This is a genomic window from Streptomyces sp. NPDC002809, from assembly GCF_040295435.1.
In the GTDB taxonomy this organism is placed as follows: domain Bacteria; phylum Actinomycetota; class Actinomycetes; order Streptomycetales; family Streptomycetaceae; genus Streptomyces.
Genome location: NZ_JBEOVJ010000011.1, coordinates 106,439 through 124,376 on the forward strand (window position 1 = coordinate 106,439; position 17,938 = coordinate 124,376).

The window sequence follows — 17,938 nt, forward strand, 5'->3', positions numbered from 1 at the left end:
GCTGTTCGCGCCAGTTCACAAGCTCGGGCGGACGGAGTCCGGCAGGTTCGCGACATCACCCGTGGCCGCCGGGGATGATGTCGCGAACCTGCCGGGAACGGCGAAGGGCCGCAGCTCCCGAGCGGGGGAGCGACGGCCCTTCGATGTGCGCCGAGGCGCTTGTGAATCCGTGAACTCAGAGGACGCGGACCGCGCCGGTCGGCATGTCGTAGTCCAGGGAGCGCTGCACCACACCGGTGGAGGAGTTCTGCGCTCCGACGAACTGGCCGCCGCCCACGTAGATCCCGACGTGGTACGCGCTGCCCGCACCACCCCAGTACAGGATGTCGCCCGGCTGGAGGTTGCTCAGCGAGACCTGGGTGCCCGCGGTCGACTGGCTCTGCGAGACGCGGGGCAGGTCGACGCCCACCGTGCGGTACGCGGCCTGGACGAGGCCGGAGCAGTCCCAGGAGTTGGGGCCGGTGCCGCCGGGCACGTACGCGTCGCCGACCTGCGCCTGCGCGAACGCGACGATGGAGGCGGCGGAGCCCGTGGCGGTGGAGGTGTACGACGTCGTGGCGGCCGACGTCGTGGCGGACGCCGAGGAGGAAGAGCCGGTGGAGGCGCTCAGCGTCGTGCGCGCGGCGGAGCGGGAGGCGCGCTCGGCGGCCTCCTCCTTCGCCTTGGCCTCCGCGGCGGCTTCGGCCTTCTTCTTGGCCTCGGCCTTGCGGACGGCCTCGGCCTTGGCCTTCTTGGCGGCCTTGGCGGCGGTCGTGGCCGCGGCCTCCTCGTGGGCCTGCGTCTCCAGGTCGAGGGCGACCTGCTGCGTGGCCTCGGCGGACGCCGCGACGGCGGTGGAGAGCCCGGCCGTGATGGTGGGCATCTCGATGGTCTGGGTCACCGGCTCGGCCTGGGCCGGACCGGCAGCGCCTGCGACCGCGATGGTGCTGAGGACGCCACCGGCAACTCCGGCCCGCAGCGCCGTCTTCGAGGCGTTTCGGCGGGGCTTCCGGTGGCTGGGTATGAGAGCGGTGTGGGACATGGGTACTAGCGCTATCAGGGCCTCAGGGGTCCCATCAAGAAACGTGTGTTGCGACACAGTTACGTCCGGAACCTGTGAATCCGCTTCCTGAGAGCCCTTATTGACGCCGTAACGGGCAAATCGGGCATGCTCGATCACGGCTGTGATCACGGGTTTTCGGCAATACGCCCGAATTGCCCGTCACTTACCATCCGTTCACACGGTTGGCCAAGCCCGCTTGTGTGGCGCCCTTCGTCGAGTGACGCAGGTCACAGCGTGCTCCCGACGTGACGGGCATACGAGGGCCCGGCGTCGAGGGCGTCCCGCCGACGGGGAACTGGTGGCGCACGGTGCCCCATTCACCCGATAGGGGGTGGATGTCGAGATGCGTCCACTTCGTTCCTGGTGGATCCCGTGCGAGTGACCCCGGCTCGATCCCAGAGTGGGGCAGATCCCTTTATCACCCGATCGCGTCCATCGCCAATTTGGCGACCGACGCTGCGTCTTGATAGAGCGACACGTCTTTGACCAGCGGTAACGGCGGCAGATGTCACGTCTCGTGATCACTCGGCCGCTTCGTGTACGAAGATCACCGCTCATCCGACTTCATGATCGTTCGTCAGGTGGTGGAGATCACAAAGACGTTGTCGTACCCCGTGTCGCAGATCACAGGACGGCAGGCATAGGATGCGGGGCAGTCGGGCTTGTGAACTGCCTCACATGTGCACGATCTTGGTGAGGTGGCGAGCCAGGTCGCCCGATGCGGTCCAACGGTCAAGGACGACTGGAAGGAGCGAGGAGCGTGAATGCCTACGCGCCCATCCTCGTGCTCGGCGCCCTCGGGGCGGGGTTTGCGATCTTCTCCGTGGTCAGCGCCACGCTTATCGGCCCCAAGCGCTACAACCGGGCGAAGCTCGAAGCGTACGAGTGCGGTATCGAACCCACCCCGACTCCAGCCGGAGGTGGCCGTTTTCCCATCAAGTACTACCTGACGGCGATGCTCTTCATCGTCTTCGACATCGAGATCGTCTTCCTCTATCCCTGGGCGGTCACCTTCGACGCCCTCGGGATCTTCGGGCTCGTCGAGATGCTGCTCTTCGTGCTCACCGTCTTCGTCGCCTACGCATACGTGTGGCGCCGCGGCGGCCTGGAATGGGACTGAGGGGCTGAGGGGCACACATGGGACTCGAAGAGAAGCTGCCCAGCGGCTTCGTGCTGACCACTGTCGAGCAGGCCGCCGGCTGGGTACGGAAGTCCTCCGTCTTCCCGGCCACCTTCGGCCTCGCCTGCTGCGCCATCGAGATGATGACGACCGGGGCCGGTCGCTACGACCTGGCCCGGTTCGGCATGGAGGTCTTCCGCGGATCGCCGCGGCAGGCGGACCTGATGATCGTGGCGGGGCGGGTCAGCCAGAAGATGGCGCCCGTCCTGCGGCAGGTCTATGACCAGATGCCGAACCCCAAGTGGGTCATCTCCATGGGGGTTTGCGCGTCGTCGGGCGGAATGTTCAATAATTACGCCATTGTTCAGGGTGTTGATCATATTGTCCCGGTTGATATCTATTTGCCGGGCTGCCCGCCGCGGCCCGAGATGCTGATCGACGCGATCCTCAAGCTCCACCAGAAGATCCAGGGCTCCAAGCTCGGGGTCAACGCGGAGGAGGCCGCCCGTGAGGCGGAGGAAGCGGCGCTCAAGGCACTGCCCCTGATCGAGATGAAGGGGCTGCTGCGATGAGCGACGAGCAGAACGGCTCCGCAGTCCCCGCCCCGCGCGACGAGCACGGCGAGGTCATCGGCGTACGCAAGGGCATGTTCGGCGCCGAAAACGGCGGCGACACCTCCGGCTACGGCGGCCTCGTCCGCACCGTCGCCCTGCCGGGCGCCACCGCGCGCCCCTACGGCGGCTGGTTCGACGAGGTCGCCGACGAGCTCGAAGGGGCCCTGGAGGAACAGGGACTGCTTCCCGGGAACGCCATCGAGAAGACGGTCGTCGACCGCGACGAGCTCACCTTCCACATCGCCCGCGAGCACCTGCCCACCGTGGCCCGGACCCTGCGCGACGACCCGGCCCTGCGTTTCGAGCTCTGTACGGGGGTGAGCGGCGTCCACTTCCCCGGTGACAAGGGACGCGAGCTGCACGCCGTCTACCACCTGCGCTCGATCACCCACGGCCGGCTCATCCGGCTGGAGGTCTCCGCACCGGACGACGACCGGCACGTTCCGTCCCTCGTCGCGGTCTACCCGACCAACGACTGGCACGAGCGCGAGACCTACGACTTCTTCGGGCTCGTCTTCGACGGGCATCCCGCCCTCACCCGGATCATGATGCCGGACGACTGGCAGGGCTTCCCTCAGCGCAAGGACTACCCGCTCGGCGGCATCGCCGTCGAGTACAAGGGCGCCCAGATCCCGGCTCCGGACCAGCGGAGGTCGTACTCCTGATGACCACTCCCCATGCAACGCCCAGGGCCACGACCGAGGGGACTGTATATACAGTCACCGGCGGCGACTGGGACGAGGTCGTCGAGTCGGCGGCCAAGTCCGACGACGAGCGCATCATCGTCAACATGGGTCCCCAGCACCCGTCCACGCACGGAGTGCTCCGGCTGATCCTGGAGATCGACGGCGAGACCGTCACCGAGGCCCGCTGCGGCATCGGCTACCTCCACACCGGCATCGAGAAGAACCTCGAATTCCGGAACTGGACGCAGGGCACCACCTTCGTCACGCGAATGGACTACCTGACGCCGTTCTTCAACGAGACGGCGTACTGCCTGGGGGTGGAGAAGCTCCTCGGCATCGAGGACCAGATCCCCGACCGGGCCACCGTCCTGCGCGTGCTCCTGATGGAACTCAACCGGATCTCCTCGCACCTGGTGTGCATCGCCACCGGCGGCATGGAGCTCGGCGCCACGACGATCATGATCTACGGCTTCCGCGATCGTGAACTGGTTCTCGATCTCTTCGAGCTGATCACCGGCCTGCGGATGAACCACGCGTTCGTCCGCCCCGGCGGACTCGCCCAGGACCTGCCCCCGGGCGCGGTCGACCAGCTGCGCGAGTTCGTGAAGACCATGAAGAAGAACCTGCCTGAGTACGACAAGCTCGCCACCGGCAACCCCATCTTCAAGGCTCGTATGCAGGACGTCGGCTACCTCGACCTCACCGGCTGCATGGCGCTCGGCGCCACCGGCCCGGTCCTGCGCTCAGCCGGACTCCCGCACGACCTGCGCAAGACCGATCCCTACTGCGGGTACGAGAACTACGAGTTCGACGTCCCCACGGCGGACAGCTGCGACTCCTACGGACGCTTCCTCATCCGTCTGGAGGAGATGCGCCAGTCGCTGCGCATCGTCGAGCAGTGCATCGACCGGCTCGCGCCGGGCCCGGTCATGGTCGCCGACAAGAAGATCGCCTGGCCCGCGCAGCTCGCGCTCGGACCGGACGGACTCGGCAACTCGCTCGACCACATCAAGAAGATCATGGGCACCTCCATGGAGGCCCTGATCCACCACTTCAAGCTGGTGACCGAGGGCTTCCGGGTCCCGGCAGGGCAGGCGTACACCGCCGTCGAGTCGCCCAAGGGCGAACTCGGCGTGCACGTCGTCTCGGACGGCGGCACCCGCCCCTACCGGGTCCACTTCCGCGACCCGTCCTTCACCAACCTCCAGGCCATGGCAGCGATGTGCGAGGGCGGCCAGGTCGCCGACGTCATCGTCGCCGTCGCATCCATCGACCCCGTGATGGGAGGCGTCGACCGGTGACCGAAGCACGCAGCGAAGTCAGTCTGGGGATGCCGCAGCTCCCCGCACCCGCCTACCCGGCCGAGGTGCGCGCCAGGCTCGAAGCGGATGCGAAGGAGGTGATCGCCCGCTACCCCGGCAGCCGCTCCGCGCTGCTGCCGCTGCTGCACCTCGTGCAGTCGGAGGAAGGGTACGTCTCGCGTACGGGCATGGCGTTCTGCGCCGAGGTGCTCGGCCTCACCACCGCCGAGGTCACCGCGGTCGCCACCTTCTACACGATGTACCGGCGGAGGCCCAGCGGCGACTACCAGGTCGGCGTCTGCACCAACACGCTCTGCGCGGTGATGGGCGGCGACGCCATCTTCGACCGTCTCAAGGAGCACCTCGGCGTCGGCAACGACGAGACGACCGAGGACGGCAAGGTCACCCTCGAACACATCGAGTGCAACGCGGCCTGCGACTTCGCGCCCGTCGTGATGGTCAACTGGGAGTTCTTCGACAACCAGACGCCCGAGAGCGCGACGCGGCTCGTCGACGACCTGATCGCCGGCCGCACCGTCGAGCCGACCCGCGGCGCCCCGCTGTGCTCGTACAAGGAGACCGCCCGGATCCTCGCCGGTTTCCCCGACGAGCGCCCCGGTGCCGTCGAGGCGTCCGGCGGCGCGGGCCCCGCCTCGCTCATCGGTCTGAAGCTGGCCAAGGGCGAGGCCGCACCGCAGCCCCGCGTGGTGGGACCGCGAGGCGAGGCCCCGCGCGACGAACCGCAGAAGGGTGCCGAGCACCTCAGCTCCCATGACGCGCCACAGCAGACCTCGGCCTCCGACCCGGACCATCCGGCCGGTCCCGCCGCCGAGGAGGGGGAGTGATGACGTTGGCCGCCGAAATCGACAAGAACGGGACCAGTCCCGAGAAGCTTCTCGCGCCGGTCCTGTCCGCCTTCTGGGACCAGCCGGAATCCTGGACCCTGGACACCTACCGCCGCCACGAGGGGTACGAGGGGCTGCGCAAGGCGCTGGCCATGTCTCCGGACGACCTCATCGCGTACGTCAAGGACTCCGGTCTGCGCGGCCGCGGCGGCGCCGGCTTCCCCACCGGGATGAAGTGGCAGTTCATCCCCCAGGGCGACGGAAAGCCGCACTACCTGGTGGTCAACGCCGACGAGTCGGAGCCCGGGACCTGCAAGGACATCCCGCTCCTCTTCGCCAACCCGCACAGCCTGATCGAAGGCATCGTGATCGCCTGCTACGCGATCCGCTCCTCGCACGCCTTCATCTACCTGCGCGGCGAAGTCGTCCCCGTACTGCGGCGGTTGCACGAGGCCGTGCGCGAGGCGTACGAGGCGGGCTATCTCGGTACGAACATCATGGGCTCCGGACTCGATCTGGAACTCACCGTGCACGCGGGCGCCGGTGCGTACATCTGCGGTGAGGAGACCGCACTGCTCGACTCGCTCGAAGGACGCCGCGGCCAGCCCCGGCTGCGCCCGCCCTTCCCCGCGGTCGCCGGCCTGTACGCCTGCCCCACTGTGGTGAACAACGTCGAGTCCATCGCCTCGGTTCCCTCGATCCTGAACAAGGGCAAGGACTGGTTCAAGTCCATGGGCAGCGAGAAGTCCCCGGGCTTCACGCTGTACTCGCTCAGCGGCCATGTCTCCGGACCCGGCCAGTACGAGGCCCCGCTCGGCATCACGCTGCGCCAGCTCCTCGACATGAGCGGCGGCATGCGCCCCGGCCACCGGCTCAAGTTCTGGACCCCGGGCGGCTCCTCCACCCCCATGTTCACCGAGGAGCACCTCGACGTGCCCCTCGACTACGAGGGCGTCGGCGCCGCCGGATCCATGCTCGGCACCAAGGCGCTCCAGTGCTTCGACGAGACCACCTGTGTGGTCAGGGCCGTCACCCGCTGGACCGAGTTCTACGCCCACGAGTCCTGCGGCAAGTGCACGCCATGCCGTGAAGGCACGTACTGGCTCGTCCAGTTGCTCCGCGACATCGAAGCCGGCAAGGGGCAGATGTCCGACCTCGACAAGCTGAACGACATCGCCGACAACATCAACGGCAAGTCGTTCTGCGCGCTCGGCGACGGCGCCGCCTCGCCGATCTTCTCCTCGCTGAAGTACTTCCGCGAGGAGTACGAGCAGCACATCACCGGCAGGGGCTGCCCCTTCGATCCCGCCAGGTCGACCGTCTGGGCCGACGACAAGAACGCATCCCAGGGGGTGAACGCATGACAGTCACCACGAGTGCGCCCTCCGGGGGCGGCGAGGCGGCGCTCCCGCCCGAGGACCTGGTCACGCTGACCATCGACGGCATCTCGATCAGCGTGCCCAAGGGCACCCTGGTCATCCGGGCCGCCGAACTCCTCGGCATCGAGATCCCGCGCTTCTGCGACCACCCGCTCCTCGACCCGGCCGGCGCCTGCCGCCAGTGCATCGTCGAGGTCGAGGGCCAGCGCAAGCCGATGGCGTCCTGCACCATCACCTGCACCGACGGCATGGTCGTCAAGTCGCAGATCACCTCGCCGGTCGCCGACAAGGCGCAGCGCGGCGTGATGGAGCTGCTGCTCATCAACCACCCGCTGGACTGTCCGGTCTGCGACAAGGGCGGCGAGTGCCCGCTGCAGAACCAGGCGATGTCGCACGGCGACGCGACCTCCCGCTTCGACGGGAAGAAGCGGACGTACGAGAAGCCCGTCCCGATCTCCACCCAGGTGCTGCTGGACCGCGAGCGGTGCGTGCTCTGCGCACGCTGCACCCGGTTCTCCAACCAGGTGGCGGGCGACCCGATGATCGAGCTGATCGAGCGCGGCGCGCTCCAGCAGGTCGGCACCGGCGAGGGCGACCCGTTCGAGTCGTACTTCTCCGGCAACACCATCCAGATCTGCCCCGTCGGCGCGCTGACCTCGGCGGCGTACCGGTTCCGCTCCCGCCCCTTCGACCTCGTGTCGACGCCTTCGGTGTGCGAGCACTGCGCGGGCGGCTGCGCCACCCGCACCGACCACCGGCGCGGCAAGGTCATGCGGCGCCTCGCCTCCAACGACCCCGAGGTCAACGAGGAGTGGCTCTGCGACAAGGGCCGGTTCGGCTTCCGCTACGCGCAGCAGCGCGACCGGCTCACCACCCCGCTGGTGCGGGGCGAGTCCGGTGAGCTGGAGCCGGCGAGCTGGCCCGAGGCGCTGGCCGTCGCGGCCGCCGGGCTCTCCGCCGCACGCGGCAGGACCGGTGTCCTCACGGGCGGCCGGCTGACCGTCGAGGACGCGTACGCGTACAGCAAGTTCGCCCGCATCGCCCTGGACACCAACGACATCGACTTCCGGGCCCGGGTGCACAGCGACGAGGAGGCCGACTTCCTGGCCGCCCGCGTCGCAGGACGCGGCCGAGACCTGGACGGCAGCGGTGTCACGTACACCTCGCTGGAGAAGGCCCCGGCCGTGCTGCTGGTCGGGTTCGAGTCCGAGGAGGAGGCGCCCGGCGTCTTCCTGCGGCTGCGCAAGGCGAACCGCAAGCACGGCCAGCGCACCTTCGCCGTCGCCTCGCACGCCACCCGCGGCCTCACGAAGGCGGGCGGCACGCTGCTGCCCGCAGCCCCCGGCACCGAGACGGAATGGCTGGACGCGATCGCGGGCGGTGTCGGCCTCGATGGCGAGGGCGCCGTCGCGGCCGAGGCGCTGCGCGGTGCGGGCGCCCTGATCGTGGTGGGTGAGCGGCTGGCCGGAGTGCCGGGCGGGCTGACCGCCGCGGTACGGGCGGCGACCGCCACCGGAGCCACCCTGGTGTGGATTCCGCGCCGGGCCGGCGAGCGCGGTGCGGTGGAGGCGGGCGCGCTCCCGTCGCTGCTGCCCGGCGGGCGCCCGGCCACGGACCCGCGGGCCCGGGACGAGGTGGCGGCCGTGTGGGGCGTCGCCGAACTCCCGTCGCGCTTCGGCCGCGACACCGGTCAGATCGTCGAGGCCGCGGCCACCGGCGAACTGGGCGCGCTGCTCGTCGCCGGTGTCGGGACGGGCGACCTGCCCGATCCCGCCCGGGCCCTGGAGGCCCTGGACCAGGTGGGCTTCCTGGTCTCGCTGGAGCTCCGGCCGAGCGAGGTCACCGACCGCGCCGACGTGGTGTTCCCGGTGGCCGCGGTCGCCGAGAAGTCCGGCACCTTCCTCAACTGGGAGGGCAGGGCGCGGATGTTCGAGGCCGCGCTGAAGCCCGAGCAGATGACCCGCAGCCTGGCCCCGGGCGACGCCCGGGTGCTGCACATGCTGGCCGACGCCCTCGATGTCCACTTCGCGCTGCCGGACCTGAAGTCCGTGCGCCGCGAGCTGGACCGGCTCGGCGGCTGGCAGGGCGCACACGCGGACGACCCGCGCACCTCGGCGCGGCCGCTGCCCCGGCCCGGCGACGGCGAGGCGATCCTCGCGGGCCACCGGATGCTGCTCGACCTCGGCCGGCTCCAGGAGGGCGACGAGGCGCTGGCCGGGACCCGGCACGCCGCGGTCGCCCGGCTCTCCGCCGCCACCGCGGCCGAGACGGGCGTCAAGGACGGCGATCTGCTGGCCGTGTCCGGCCCGGCGGGCAGCGTGCAACTGCCGCTCCGGGTCACCGAGATGCCGGACCGGGTGGTCTGGGTGCCGCTGAACTCCGTCGGGCGGGGTGTCCCGGCCGACACCGGTGCCCAGCCCGGCGGCCCGGTCCGGATCGGCCCCGCCGCACCCGGCATTCCCGACGTCACACCGGAGGTGGGGGCGTGAGTGCCTTCGCTCAACTGGCCGCGGGTCCGCACGGCGCCGTGCTCGCCGCCGAGGACCTCTCGATGTTCGGCACCGACCCCTGGTGGCTCGTCGTCATCAAGGCGGTCTTCTGCTTCGCGTTCCTGATGGTGACCGTGCTCTTCTCCATCGTGTGGGAGCGCAAGGTCGTCGCCTGGATGCAGCTGCGCATCGGCCCCAACCGGCACGGCCCCTGGGGCATGCTCCAGTCGCTCGCCGACGGCATCAAGCTGATGCTGAAGGAAGACGTCATCGTCAAGCGGGCGGACAAGGTCGTCTACGTCCTCGCCCCGATCATCGCGGCGATCCCGGCGTTCATGGCGATCGCGGTCATCCCGTTCGGACCGTCCGGCAACGAGGTCTCGATCTTCGGGCACCGTACGGCGATGCAGCTCACCGACCTGCCGATCGCGATGCTCTACGTCCTCGCGGTCGCCTCGGTCGGGATCTACGGCATCGTGCTCGCCGGCTGGTCCTCCGGCTCGACGTACCCGCTGCTCGGCGGTCTCCGCTCCTGCGCGCAGATGATCTCCTACGAGATCGCGATGGGCGCCGCGTTCGCCTCGGTCTTCCTCTACTCCGGGTCGATGTCGACCTCGAAGATCGTGGAGGCCCAGGAGGACCGCTGGTTCATCATCCTGCTGCCGGTCTCCTTCATCATCTACATCGTCACGATGGTCGGTGAGACGAACCGCGCCCCGTTCGACATGCCGGAGTCCGAGGGCGACCTGGTCGGCGGCTTCAACACCGAGTACTCGTCGATCAAGTTCGCGATGTTCATGCTCGCTGAGTACGTCAACATGGTGACCGTCTCCGCGGTCTCCACGACCCTGTTCCTGGGCGGCTGGCGGGCCCCGTGGCCGATCAGCACCTTCTGGGAGGGCGCGAACCACGGCTGGTGGCCGATGCTCTGGTTCGTCCTCAAGGTCCAGCTGCTGCTGTTCTTCTTCATCTGGCTGCGCGGCACGCTGCCCCGCGTCCGCTACGACCAGCTGATGAAGCTGGGCTGGAAGGTCCTGATCCCGGTCTCCGTGGTCTGGCTGATGATGGTCGCGACGGTGCGGGCGCTGCGCAACGAGGGCTACGACTTCTCGAAGATCCTGCTCTACGTGGCCGGGGCCGTGATCGCGGTCCTGCTGATCTCCTTCGTGGTCGACATCTTCCGCGACAAGAAGGGCCGGGAAGCCGCGGCCCACGCGGAACCGGAGCCTGCGTTCGACCCGATGGCGGGCGGATTCCCGGTGCCGCCGCTGCCCGGACAGACCCTGCCGCCCGTGCCGCGGCGCAGGCCGAGCCGCGAGCGGGAGCTCGTTGTCAGTGGCGGCATGGATACTCAGAGTGACGGAAATCCGAGTGACGGAAAGGAGGCCGACGGTGTCTGAACTGTCTGAGTCGCCGGGGTCCAAGAGGCCGGCGAAGTCCGCGCAGGCTTCCGGGTCCTCGGGATCTTCGGGATCTTCGCGGTCCTCGGATTCTCCGGAAGAGAAGTTCCAGAATCCCGTGGCCGGCTTCGGCGTGACCTTCAAGGCCATGTTCAAGAAGCGGCTGACCGAGCAGTATCCGGAGACGCCGAAGGTGACGGCGCCGCGCTTCCACGGCCGGCACCAGCTCAACCGCCACCCGGACGGCCTGGAGAAGTGCGTCGGCTGCGAGCTGTGCGCCTGGGCCTGTCCGGCGGACGCGATCTACGTCGAGGGCGCGGACAACACCGACGAGGAGCGCTACTCCCCGGGGGAGCGCTACGGCCGCGTCTACCAGATCAACTACGCGCGCTGCATTCTCTGCGGACTGTGCATCGAGGCCTGCCCGACCCGGGCGCTGACGATGACCAACGAGTTCGAGCTCGCCAACACCACCCGCGAGAGCCTCATCTACACCAAGGACGAGCTGCTCGCGGGCCTGGAGGAAGGCATGGTCGACAGCCCGCACGCGATCTTCCCCGGCATGGACGAACAGGACTACTACCGGGGCCTGGTGACCGAGGCCGCCCCCGGTACCGAACGCCAGCTCGCCGTCTCCAAGGGCGAGAAGCCGGACGACGGGGGCAGCGAGAGCAACGGCGCGGCACAGGAGGTGGACGCATGACCGGCCTGGCCGCAGCGGCCTCCCAGACCTCGACCGGTGAGGCCTTCCAGTTCTGGGTGCTGGGCACGGTCGCCGTGATCGGCGCCCTGTCCACCGTACTGATGAAGAAGGCCGTGCACAGTGCGCTGAGCCTCGCCGGGACCATGATCGTCCTCGCGGTGTTCTACCTCGCCAACGGCGCCTACTTCCTCGGCGTCGTACAGATCGTCGTCTACACGGGCGCGATCATGATGCTGTTCCTCTTCGTGGTCATGCTCGTCGGTGTCACGGCGGCGGACTCGCTGAAGGAGACGCTCAAGGGCCAGCGCTGGCTGGCCGCCGGCTGCGGGCTCGGCTTCGGTGTCCTCCTGATCGCCGGTATCGGCAACGCCTCGCTGAACAGCTTCAACGGACTCGGCACGGCCAACGCGGAGCACGGCGGAAACGTGGAGGGGCTCGCCAGCCTCATCTTCACCAAGTACGTCTTCGCCTTCGAGATCACCGGCGCGCTGCTGATCACCGCGACGGTCGGCGCGATGGTGCTCACGCACCGCGAGCGCACCGAACGGGCCAGGACCCAGCGGGAGATGTCCGAGGACCGCGTGCGCAGCAACCACCTGCCGCCGCTGCCCGCACCCGGCGTCTACGCCCGGCACAACGCCGTGGACATCGCCGGACTGCTCCCGGACGGCACACCGTCCGAACTCACCGTCATGCAGACGCTGCGCAAGCGCGGCCAGATGCGCGATGTGTCCCACGAGTCGCTGGCCGGCCTCAAGGCACTGGAGCAGCGCTCCGGTGAGCGGCTCGGCCGGGATGCCGCAGAAGAAGAGGAGGTCGCCAAGTGAATCCGGTCAACTACCTCTATCTCGCCGCTCTGCTGTTCACCATCGGCGCGGCCGGGGTGCTGATCAGGCGGAACGCGATCGTGGTGTTCATGTGCGTGGAGCTGATGCTCAACGCCTGCAACCTCGCGTTCGTGACCTTCTCCCGGATGCACGGCAATCTCGACGGCCAGATCATCGCCTTCTTCACGATGGTCGTCGCCGCCGCGGAGGTCGTGGTCGGGCTCGCGATCATCGTGTCGCTGTTCCGTTCCCGCCACTCGGCCTCGGTCGACGACGCCAGCCTGATGAAGCTGTAAGGGGCGCTGGACCCAATGAACGCAGAGAATCTGATCGCGCTGCTCGTAGCGGCGCCCCTGCTCGGAGCGGCGGTGCTGCTCTGCGGCGGCCGACGCCTCGACCGCGTGGGCCACTGGCTCGGCACCGCGCTCGCCGGCGTCTCCTTCGTCGTCGCAGTCGTGCTCTTCATCGACATGCTGGGCAAGAGCGCGGACGACCGCGCCCTGCACCAGAAGCTGTTCAGCTGGATTCCCGTCGAGGGCTTCCAGGCCGATGTGGCCTTCCAGCTCGACCAGCTGTCGATGACCTTCGTCCTGCTGATCACGAGTGTGGGCACCCTGATCCACATCTACTCGATCGGCTACATGGAGCACGACGAGCGCCGGCGTCGCTTCTTCGGCTATCTGAACCTGTTCGTCGCGGCGATGCTGATCCTGGTCATCGCCGACAACTACCTGCTGCTGTACGTCGGGTGGGAGGGCGTCGGTCTGGCGTCGTACCTGCTCATCGGCTTCTGGCAGCACAAGCCCAGCGCGGCGACCGCCGCGAAGAAGGCCTTCCTGGTCAACCGCGTCGGCGACATGGGCCTGTCGATCGCGATCATGCTGATGTTCACCACCTTCGGCACGTTCGCCTTCGCCCCCGTCCTGGACGCGGCCGAAGCCGGTCAGGCGAGCGAGGGCAAGCTGACGGCGATCGGCCTGATGCTGTTGCTCGCGGCCTGCGGCAAGTCCGCCCAGGTGCCGCTGCAGTCCTGGCTCGGTGACGCGATGGAGGGCCCGACCCCGGTCTCGGCCCTCATCCACGCCGCCACCATGGTCACCGCGGGCGTCTACCTCATCGTCCGGTCCGGCGCGATCTTCAACGAGGCGCCGGACGCACAGCTGGTCGTCGTGATCGTCGGAGCGGTCACGCTGATCTTCGGTGCGATCGTCGGTTGCGCGAAGGACGACATCAAGAAGGCCCTCGCCGGGTCGACGATGTCGCAGATCGGCTACATGATCCTGGCCGCCGGGCTAGGACCGATCGGCTACGTCTTCGCGATCATGCACCTGGTGACGCACGGCTTCTTCAAGGCCGGGCTCTTCCTCGGCGCCGGTTCGGTCATGCACGGCATGAACGACGAGGTCGACATGAGGAGGTTCGGCGGACTGCGGAAGTACATGCCGGTCACCTTCGTCACCTTCGGGCTCGGCTACCTCGCGATCATCGGCTTCCCCGGTCTGTCCGGCTTCTTCTCCAAGGACAAGATCATCGAGGCGGCCTTCGCCAAGGGCGGCACCGAGGGCTGGATCCTCGGAGCGGTGACCCTGCTGGGCGCCGCGATCACCGCGTTCTACATGACGCGCGTGATGCTGCTGACGTTCTTCGGCGAGAAGCGCTGGGTCCCGGACGCGGAGGGCCACGAGCCGCATCCGCACGAGTCCCCGAAGTCCATGACCGTCCCCATGATCGTCCTGGCGTTCGGTTCGGTCTTCGCCGGAGGCTTCTTCTCCATCGGCGACCGCTTCCTGCACTGGCTGGAGCCCGTCACCGGTCACGAGCACGGGGACTCCCCGGTCGGCGCGACCACCGTCACCGCCGCCACCATGGTGGTGCTCGTCATCGGCGTCGCCATCGCCTGGGCGATGTACGGACGCAAGCCGGTGCCCGCGGTCGCCCCGCGCGGCTCGCTGCTCACCCGGGCGGCCCGCCGCGATCTGCTCCAGGACGACTTCAACCACGTGGTCCTGGTCCGCGGCGGCGAGCACCTCACCCGATCCCTGGTCTACGTCGACCACTCCCTGGTCGACGGCGTCGTCAACGGCACGGCCGCCTCCATGGGCGGGCTCTCCGGCCGGCTGCGCAAGCTGCAGAACGGCTACGCCCGCTCCTACGCGGTCTCGATGTTCGGCGGTACGGCGGTCGTCATCGCCGCGACCCTGCTGATGAGGGCGGTCTGATCACATGTCCTTTCCCCTCCTGACAGCGACGGCGGCGCTCCCCGCGATCGGCGCGGTCGCCACCGCCGCCGTCCCGGCAGCCCGGCGCACCGCCGCCAAGTGGCTGGCGCTCGCCTTCTCGCTGGGCACACTCGTCCTGGCGGGCATCGCGCTCGTCCGGTTCGAGCCGGGCGGCAGCCGCTACCAGCTCACCGAATCGCACGCCTGGATCAAGGACTTCGGCGTGCGGTACGAGCTGGGGGTGGACGGCATCGGGCTGGCGCTCATGGCGCTCACCGCCCTGCTGATCCCCTTCGTCATCCTGGCCGGCTGGCACGACGCCGACCCCCTGGAGACGAACTCCTCGCGCTGGCGCCCCACTCAGGGATTCTTCGCCCTGATCCTGATGGTCGAAGCGATGGTGGTCCTCTCCTTCGTGGCCACCGACGTCTTCCTCTTCTACATCCTCTTCGAAGCCATGCTCATCCCGATGTACTTCCTCATCGGCGGCTTCGGGGACCGGGCCCACGCCGGCAGCGACGAGAACGCCGCCGCGCAACGCTCGTACGCGGCAGTCAAGTTCCTCCTCTACAACCTGGTCGGCGGCCTCATCATGCTGGCCGCGGTGATCGGGCTCTACGTGGTCACGGGGACGTTCTCGCTCTCCGAGATCGCCGAGGCCCGCGCCGACGGCTCGCTCTCCATGGCGACGAGCACCGAGCGGTGGCTCTTCCTCGGGTTCTTCTTCGCCTTCGCGGTGAAGGCCCCGCTGTGGCCGCTGCACACCTGGCTGCCCAACGCCATGGGCGAGGCGACCACCCCGGTCGCCGTGCTGATCACCGCGGTCGTCGACAAGGTCGGCACCTTCGCGATGCTGCGCTTCTGCCTCCAGCTCTTCCCGGAGGCCAGCAAGTGGGCCACCCCGGTGGTCCTGGTCCTGGCGCTGATCAGCATCATCTACGGTGCGCTGCTCGCCGTCGGCCAGCGCGACATCAAGCGGCTGATCGCCTACGCGTCGATCTCGCACTTCGGCTTCATCATCCTGGGCATCTTCGCGATGACCAGTCAGGGCCAGTCGGGCGCGACGCTCTACATGGTCAACCACGGCATCTCGACCGCCGCGCTGATGCTGGTGGCGGGCTTCCTGATCACCCGGCGCGGTTCGCGGCTCATCGCGGACTACGGCGGAGTGCAGAAGGTGGCGCCCGTCCTGGCCGGCACGTTCCTGATCGGCGGCCTGGCCACGCTGTCGCTGCCGGGGCTCGCCCCGTTCGTCAGTGAGTTCCTGGTCCTGGTCGGCGCGTTCGCGGCGTATCCGGCGGTCGGCATCATCGCGACCACCGGCATCGTGCTCGCCGCGATCTACGTCCTCGTCCTCTACCAGCGGACGATGACGGGACCGGTCAAGGCCGAGGTCCAGGGCATGGCGGACCTCAAGGTCCGCGAGCTGGTGGTGGTCGTGCCGCTGATCGCTCTGCTGATCTTCCTGGGTGTCTACCCGAAGCCGCTGACGGAGATCGTCAACCCGGCGGTGCAGCACACCATGTCGGACGTACAGAAGAAGGACCCCCAGCCCGAGGTGGAGGCCGCCAAGTGAGCGCAACAGCTGTCCACAGCCTGTGGACAATGGCGGGCGGGGTGACATCGGCCGCCCCGGACGAGAAGTTCAAGGCCCCGGTCATCGAGTACACCCAGCTGACCCCGGTCCTGATCGTGATCGGAGTCGCCGTCCTGGGCGTGCTCGTCGAGGCCTTCGTGCCGCGCCGGGCCCGCTACTACACGCAGGTCTTCCTGACCGTCGTCGCCCTGGTCGCCGCGTTCGCCGCGGTGATCGGCCTGGCGGCCGCCGGATACGGTACGACAAAGGCACACATCGCCGCGATGGGCGCCATCGCCGTCGACGGACCCGCCCTGTTCCTTCAGGGCACCATCCTGCTGACGTCCCTGGTCGCCGTCTTCACCTTCGCCGAGCGGCGGCTCGACCCCGAGTCGCACGGCAGCCGGGTCGACTCGTTCGCCGCGCAGGCCGCGTCGGTCCCCGGCAGCGACAGCGAGAAGGCAGCAGTCAAGGCCGGGTTCACCACCACCGAGGTCTTCCCGCTCGTCCTCTTCTCGGTGGCGGGCATGCTGGTCTTCCCGGCGGCCAACGACCTGCTGACGCTCTTCGTGGCGCTGGAAGTCTTCTCGCTCCCGCTCTACCTCCTCTGTGCCGTCGCCCGCCGCAAGCGGCTGATGTCACAGGAGGCCGCGGTGAAGTACTTCCTGCTCGGCGCGTTCTCCTCGGCGTTCCTGCTCTTCGGGATCGCCCTGCTCTACGGGTACGCGGGCTCCGTCTCGTACGCCGAGATCGCCACCGTCGTCGACGGCTCCATCCAGCAGATCGACCCTGCGCTCGCCGACACCATGGGCAACGACGCGCTGCTGCTCATCGGCGGCGCGATGATCCTGACCGGTCTGCTCTTCAAGGTCGGCGCCGTCCCGTTCCACATGTGGACCCCGGACGTCTACCAGGGCGCCCCGACCCCGGTCACCGGCTTCATGGCCGCGGCCACGAAGGTCGCCGCCTTCGGCGCGCTGCTGCGCCTGCTGTACGTGGTGCTGCCGGGCCTCACCTGGGATCTGCGCCCGGTCATGTGGGGCATCGCCATCGTCACGATGGTGGGCGGCGCCATCGTCGCGATCACCCAGACCGACATCAAGCGGCTGCTGGCCTACTCCTCGATCGCGCACGCCGGGTTCATCCTCGCCGGTGTCATCGCGGCCACCCCGCAGGGCATCTCCTCGGTGCTCTTCTACCTGGCCACGTACTCCTTCGTGACCGTCGGCGCCTTCGCCGTCGTCACCCTGGTGCGCGACGCGGGCGGCGAGGCGACGCACCTGTCGAAGTGGGCCGGGCTCGGCCGGCGCTCCCCGCTGGTCGCCGCGGTCTTCGCGGTGTTCCTGCTGGCGTTCGCCGGTATCCCGCTCACCTCGGGCTTCTCCGGGAAGTTCGCGGTGTTCAAGGCCGCGGCCGAGGGCGGTGCGGGCGGACTCGTCGTCGTCGGTGTGATCTCCTCGGCGATCGCCGCGTTCTTCTACATCCGGGTCATCGTGCTGATGTTCTTCAGCGAGCCGAAGGCGGACGGCCCCACGGTCGCCGTCCCGTCCCCGCTGACGATGACCACGATCGCGGTCGGTGTCGCGGTCACCCTGGTGCTGGGCCTGGCCCCGCAGTACTTCCTGGACCTGGCGAGCCAGGCCGGAGTGTTCGTGAGGTAGCCGGACGCACCACCGCTTCGACGGCGCCGGACGGGCTTGGAAGTCAAGCCCGTCCGGCTTTGTCGTAGGCGGCGCC

Annotated in this window: 15 protein-coding genes; 14 read left to right on the forward strand and 1 reads right to left on the reverse strand. The window is 68.8% G+C overall.

The genetic code is table 11. The annotated features are described in order from the left end of the window. Positions 1-175: 175 nt before the first annotated feature. On the reverse strand, positions 176-1,021 hold the full coding sequence (locus ABT025_RS10150) for a C40 family peptidase (RefSeq protein ID WP_350991958.1): 846 nt from the start codon (positions 1,019-1,021) through the stop codon (positions 176-178). Between the two features lie 781 nt (positions 1,022-1,802). Here ABT025_RS10150 and ABT025_RS10155 point away from each other — a divergent pair. From ABT025_RS10155 to nuoN, 14 genes are read left to right on the forward strand one after another with little or no spacing between them, the layout of a single operon-like run. Then, positions 1,803-2,162 (forward strand): NADH-quinone oxidoreductase subunit A, encoded by a 360-nt coding sequence (locus tag ABT025_RS10155; RefSeq protein ID WP_123460983.1) that lies wholly within the window; start codon positions 1,803-1,805, stop codon positions 2,160-2,162. 17 nt (positions 2,163-2,179) lie between these two features. Next, positions 2,180-2,734 (forward strand): NuoB/complex I 20 kDa subunit family protein, encoded by a 555-nt coding sequence (locus ABT025_RS10160; RefSeq protein ID WP_073718467.1) that lies wholly within the window; start codon positions 2,180-2,182, stop codon positions 2,732-2,734. Next, entirely contained in the window at positions 2,731-3,441 is a 711-nt protein-coding gene (locus ABT025_RS10165) for an NADH-quinone oxidoreductase subunit C (RefSeq protein ID WP_350991960.1), read from the forward strand. The genes ABT025_RS10160 and ABT025_RS10165 overlap by 4 nt, the downstream gene beginning before the upstream one ends. Continuing rightward, positions 3,441-4,763, forward strand: coding sequence for an NADH-quinone oxidoreductase subunit D (locus tag ABT025_RS10170; RefSeq protein WP_350991962.1), 1,323 nt, complete (start codon positions 3,441-3,443; stop codon positions 4,761-4,763). The genes ABT025_RS10165 and ABT025_RS10170 overlap by 1 nt, the downstream gene beginning before the upstream one ends. A 29-nt stretch (positions 4,764-4,792) precedes the next feature. Beyond that, entirely contained in the window at positions 4,793-5,608 is an 816-nt protein-coding gene (gene nuoE, locus ABT025_RS10175; protein WP_350992070.1) for an NADH-quinone oxidoreductase subunit NuoE, read from the forward strand. Beyond that, complete coding sequence (gene nuoF / locus ABT025_RS10180) at positions 5,605-6,972, forward strand: NADH-quinone oxidoreductase subunit NuoF (RefSeq protein ID WP_350991964.1); 1,368 nt, start codon at positions 5,605-5,607, stop codon at positions 6,970-6,972. Before nuoE ends, nuoF begins: the two co-directional genes overlap by 4 nt. Next, positions 6,969-9,476 (forward strand): NADH-quinone oxidoreductase subunit G, encoded by a 2,508-nt coding sequence (locus ABT025_RS10185; RefSeq protein WP_350991966.1) that lies wholly within the window; start codon positions 6,969-6,971, stop codon positions 9,474-9,476. Before nuoF ends, ABT025_RS10185 begins: the two co-directional genes overlap by 4 nt. Next, on the forward strand, positions 9,473-10,876 hold the full coding sequence (gene nuoH / locus ABT025_RS10190; RefSeq protein WP_350991968.1) for an NADH-quinone oxidoreductase subunit NuoH: 1,404 nt from the start codon (positions 9,473-9,475) through the stop codon (positions 10,874-10,876). The genes ABT025_RS10185 and nuoH overlap by 4 nt, the downstream gene beginning before the upstream one ends. Then, entirely contained in the window at positions 10,869-11,579 is a 711-nt protein-coding gene (gene nuoI / locus ABT025_RS10195; RefSeq protein ID WP_350991970.1) for an NADH-quinone oxidoreductase subunit NuoI, read from the forward strand. The genes nuoH and nuoI overlap by 8 nt, the downstream gene beginning before the upstream one ends. Next, complete coding sequence (locus ABT025_RS10200) at positions 11,576-12,406, forward strand: NADH-quinone oxidoreductase subunit J (RefSeq protein WP_350991972.1); 831 nt, start codon at positions 11,576-11,578, stop codon at positions 12,404-12,406. The genes nuoI and ABT025_RS10200 overlap by 4 nt, the downstream gene beginning before the upstream one ends. Continuing rightward, complete coding sequence (nuoK, locus tag ABT025_RS10205; protein ID WP_018101339.1) at positions 12,403-12,702, forward strand: NADH-quinone oxidoreductase subunit NuoK; 300 nt, start codon at positions 12,403-12,405, stop codon at positions 12,700-12,702. The genes ABT025_RS10200 and nuoK overlap by 4 nt, the downstream gene beginning before the upstream one ends. A gap of 15 nt (positions 12,703-12,717) precedes the next feature. Next, positions 12,718-14,625 carry an NADH-quinone oxidoreductase subunit L gene (gene nuoL / locus ABT025_RS10210; RefSeq protein ID WP_350991975.1) on the forward strand — a complete coding sequence of 636 codons (1,908 nt, stop codon included), beginning with the start codon at positions 12,718-12,720 and terminating at the stop codon, positions 14,623-14,625. Positions 14,626-14,629: 4 nt separating this feature from the next. After that, complete coding sequence (locus ABT025_RS10215; RefSeq protein WP_350991977.1) at positions 14,630-16,201, forward strand: NADH-quinone oxidoreductase subunit M; 1,572 nt, start codon at positions 14,630-14,632, stop codon at positions 16,199-16,201. Beyond that, entirely contained in the window at positions 16,198-17,862 is a 1,665-nt protein-coding gene (gene nuoN / locus ABT025_RS10220; protein WP_350991979.1) for an NADH-quinone oxidoreductase subunit NuoN, read from the forward strand. Before ABT025_RS10215 ends, nuoN begins: the two co-directional genes overlap by 4 nt. Positions 17,863-17,938 lie beyond the last annotated feature (76 nt).

What these genes read in the sequence shown, in the direction of transcription:
- ABT025_RS10160 (WP_073718467.1), top strand. Translation starts at nt 2,180, where the DNA reads ATGGGACTCGAAGAGAAGCTGCCCAGCGGCTTCGTGCTGACCACTGTC.
- ABT025_RS10200 (WP_350991972.1), top strand. Translation starts at nt 11,576, where the DNA reads ATGACCGGCCTGGCCGCAGCGGCCTCCCAGACCTCGACCGGTGAGGCC.
- nuoL (WP_350991975.1), top strand. Translation starts at nt 12,718, where the DNA reads ATGAACGCAGAGAATCTGATCGCGCTGCTCGTAGCGGCGCCCCTGCTC.
- nuoE (WP_350992070.1), top strand. Translation starts at nt 4,793, where the DNA reads ATGCCGCAGCTCCCCGCACCCGCCTACCCGGCCGAGGTGCGCGCCAGG.
- ABT025_RS10215 (WP_350991977.1), top strand. Translation starts at nt 14,630, where the DNA reads ATGTCCTTTCCCCTCCTGACAGCGACGGCGGCGCTCCCCGCGATCGGC.
- ABT025_RS10185 (WP_350991966.1), top strand. Translation starts at nt 6,969, where the DNA reads ATGACAGTCACCACGAGTGCGCCCTCCGGGGGCGGCGAGGCGGCGCTC.
- ABT025_RS10150 (WP_350991958.1), bottom strand. Translation starts at nt 1,021, where the DNA reads ATGTCCCACACCGCTCTCATACCCAGCCACCGGAAGCCCCGCCGAAAC.
- ABT025_RS10170 (WP_350991962.1), top strand. Translation starts at nt 3,441, where the DNA reads ATGACCACTCCCCATGCAACGCCCAGGGCCACGACCGAGGGGACTGTA.
- ABT025_RS10165 (WP_350991960.1), top strand. Translation starts at nt 2,731, where the DNA reads ATGAGCGACGAGCAGAACGGCTCCGCAGTCCCCGCCCCGCGCGACGAG.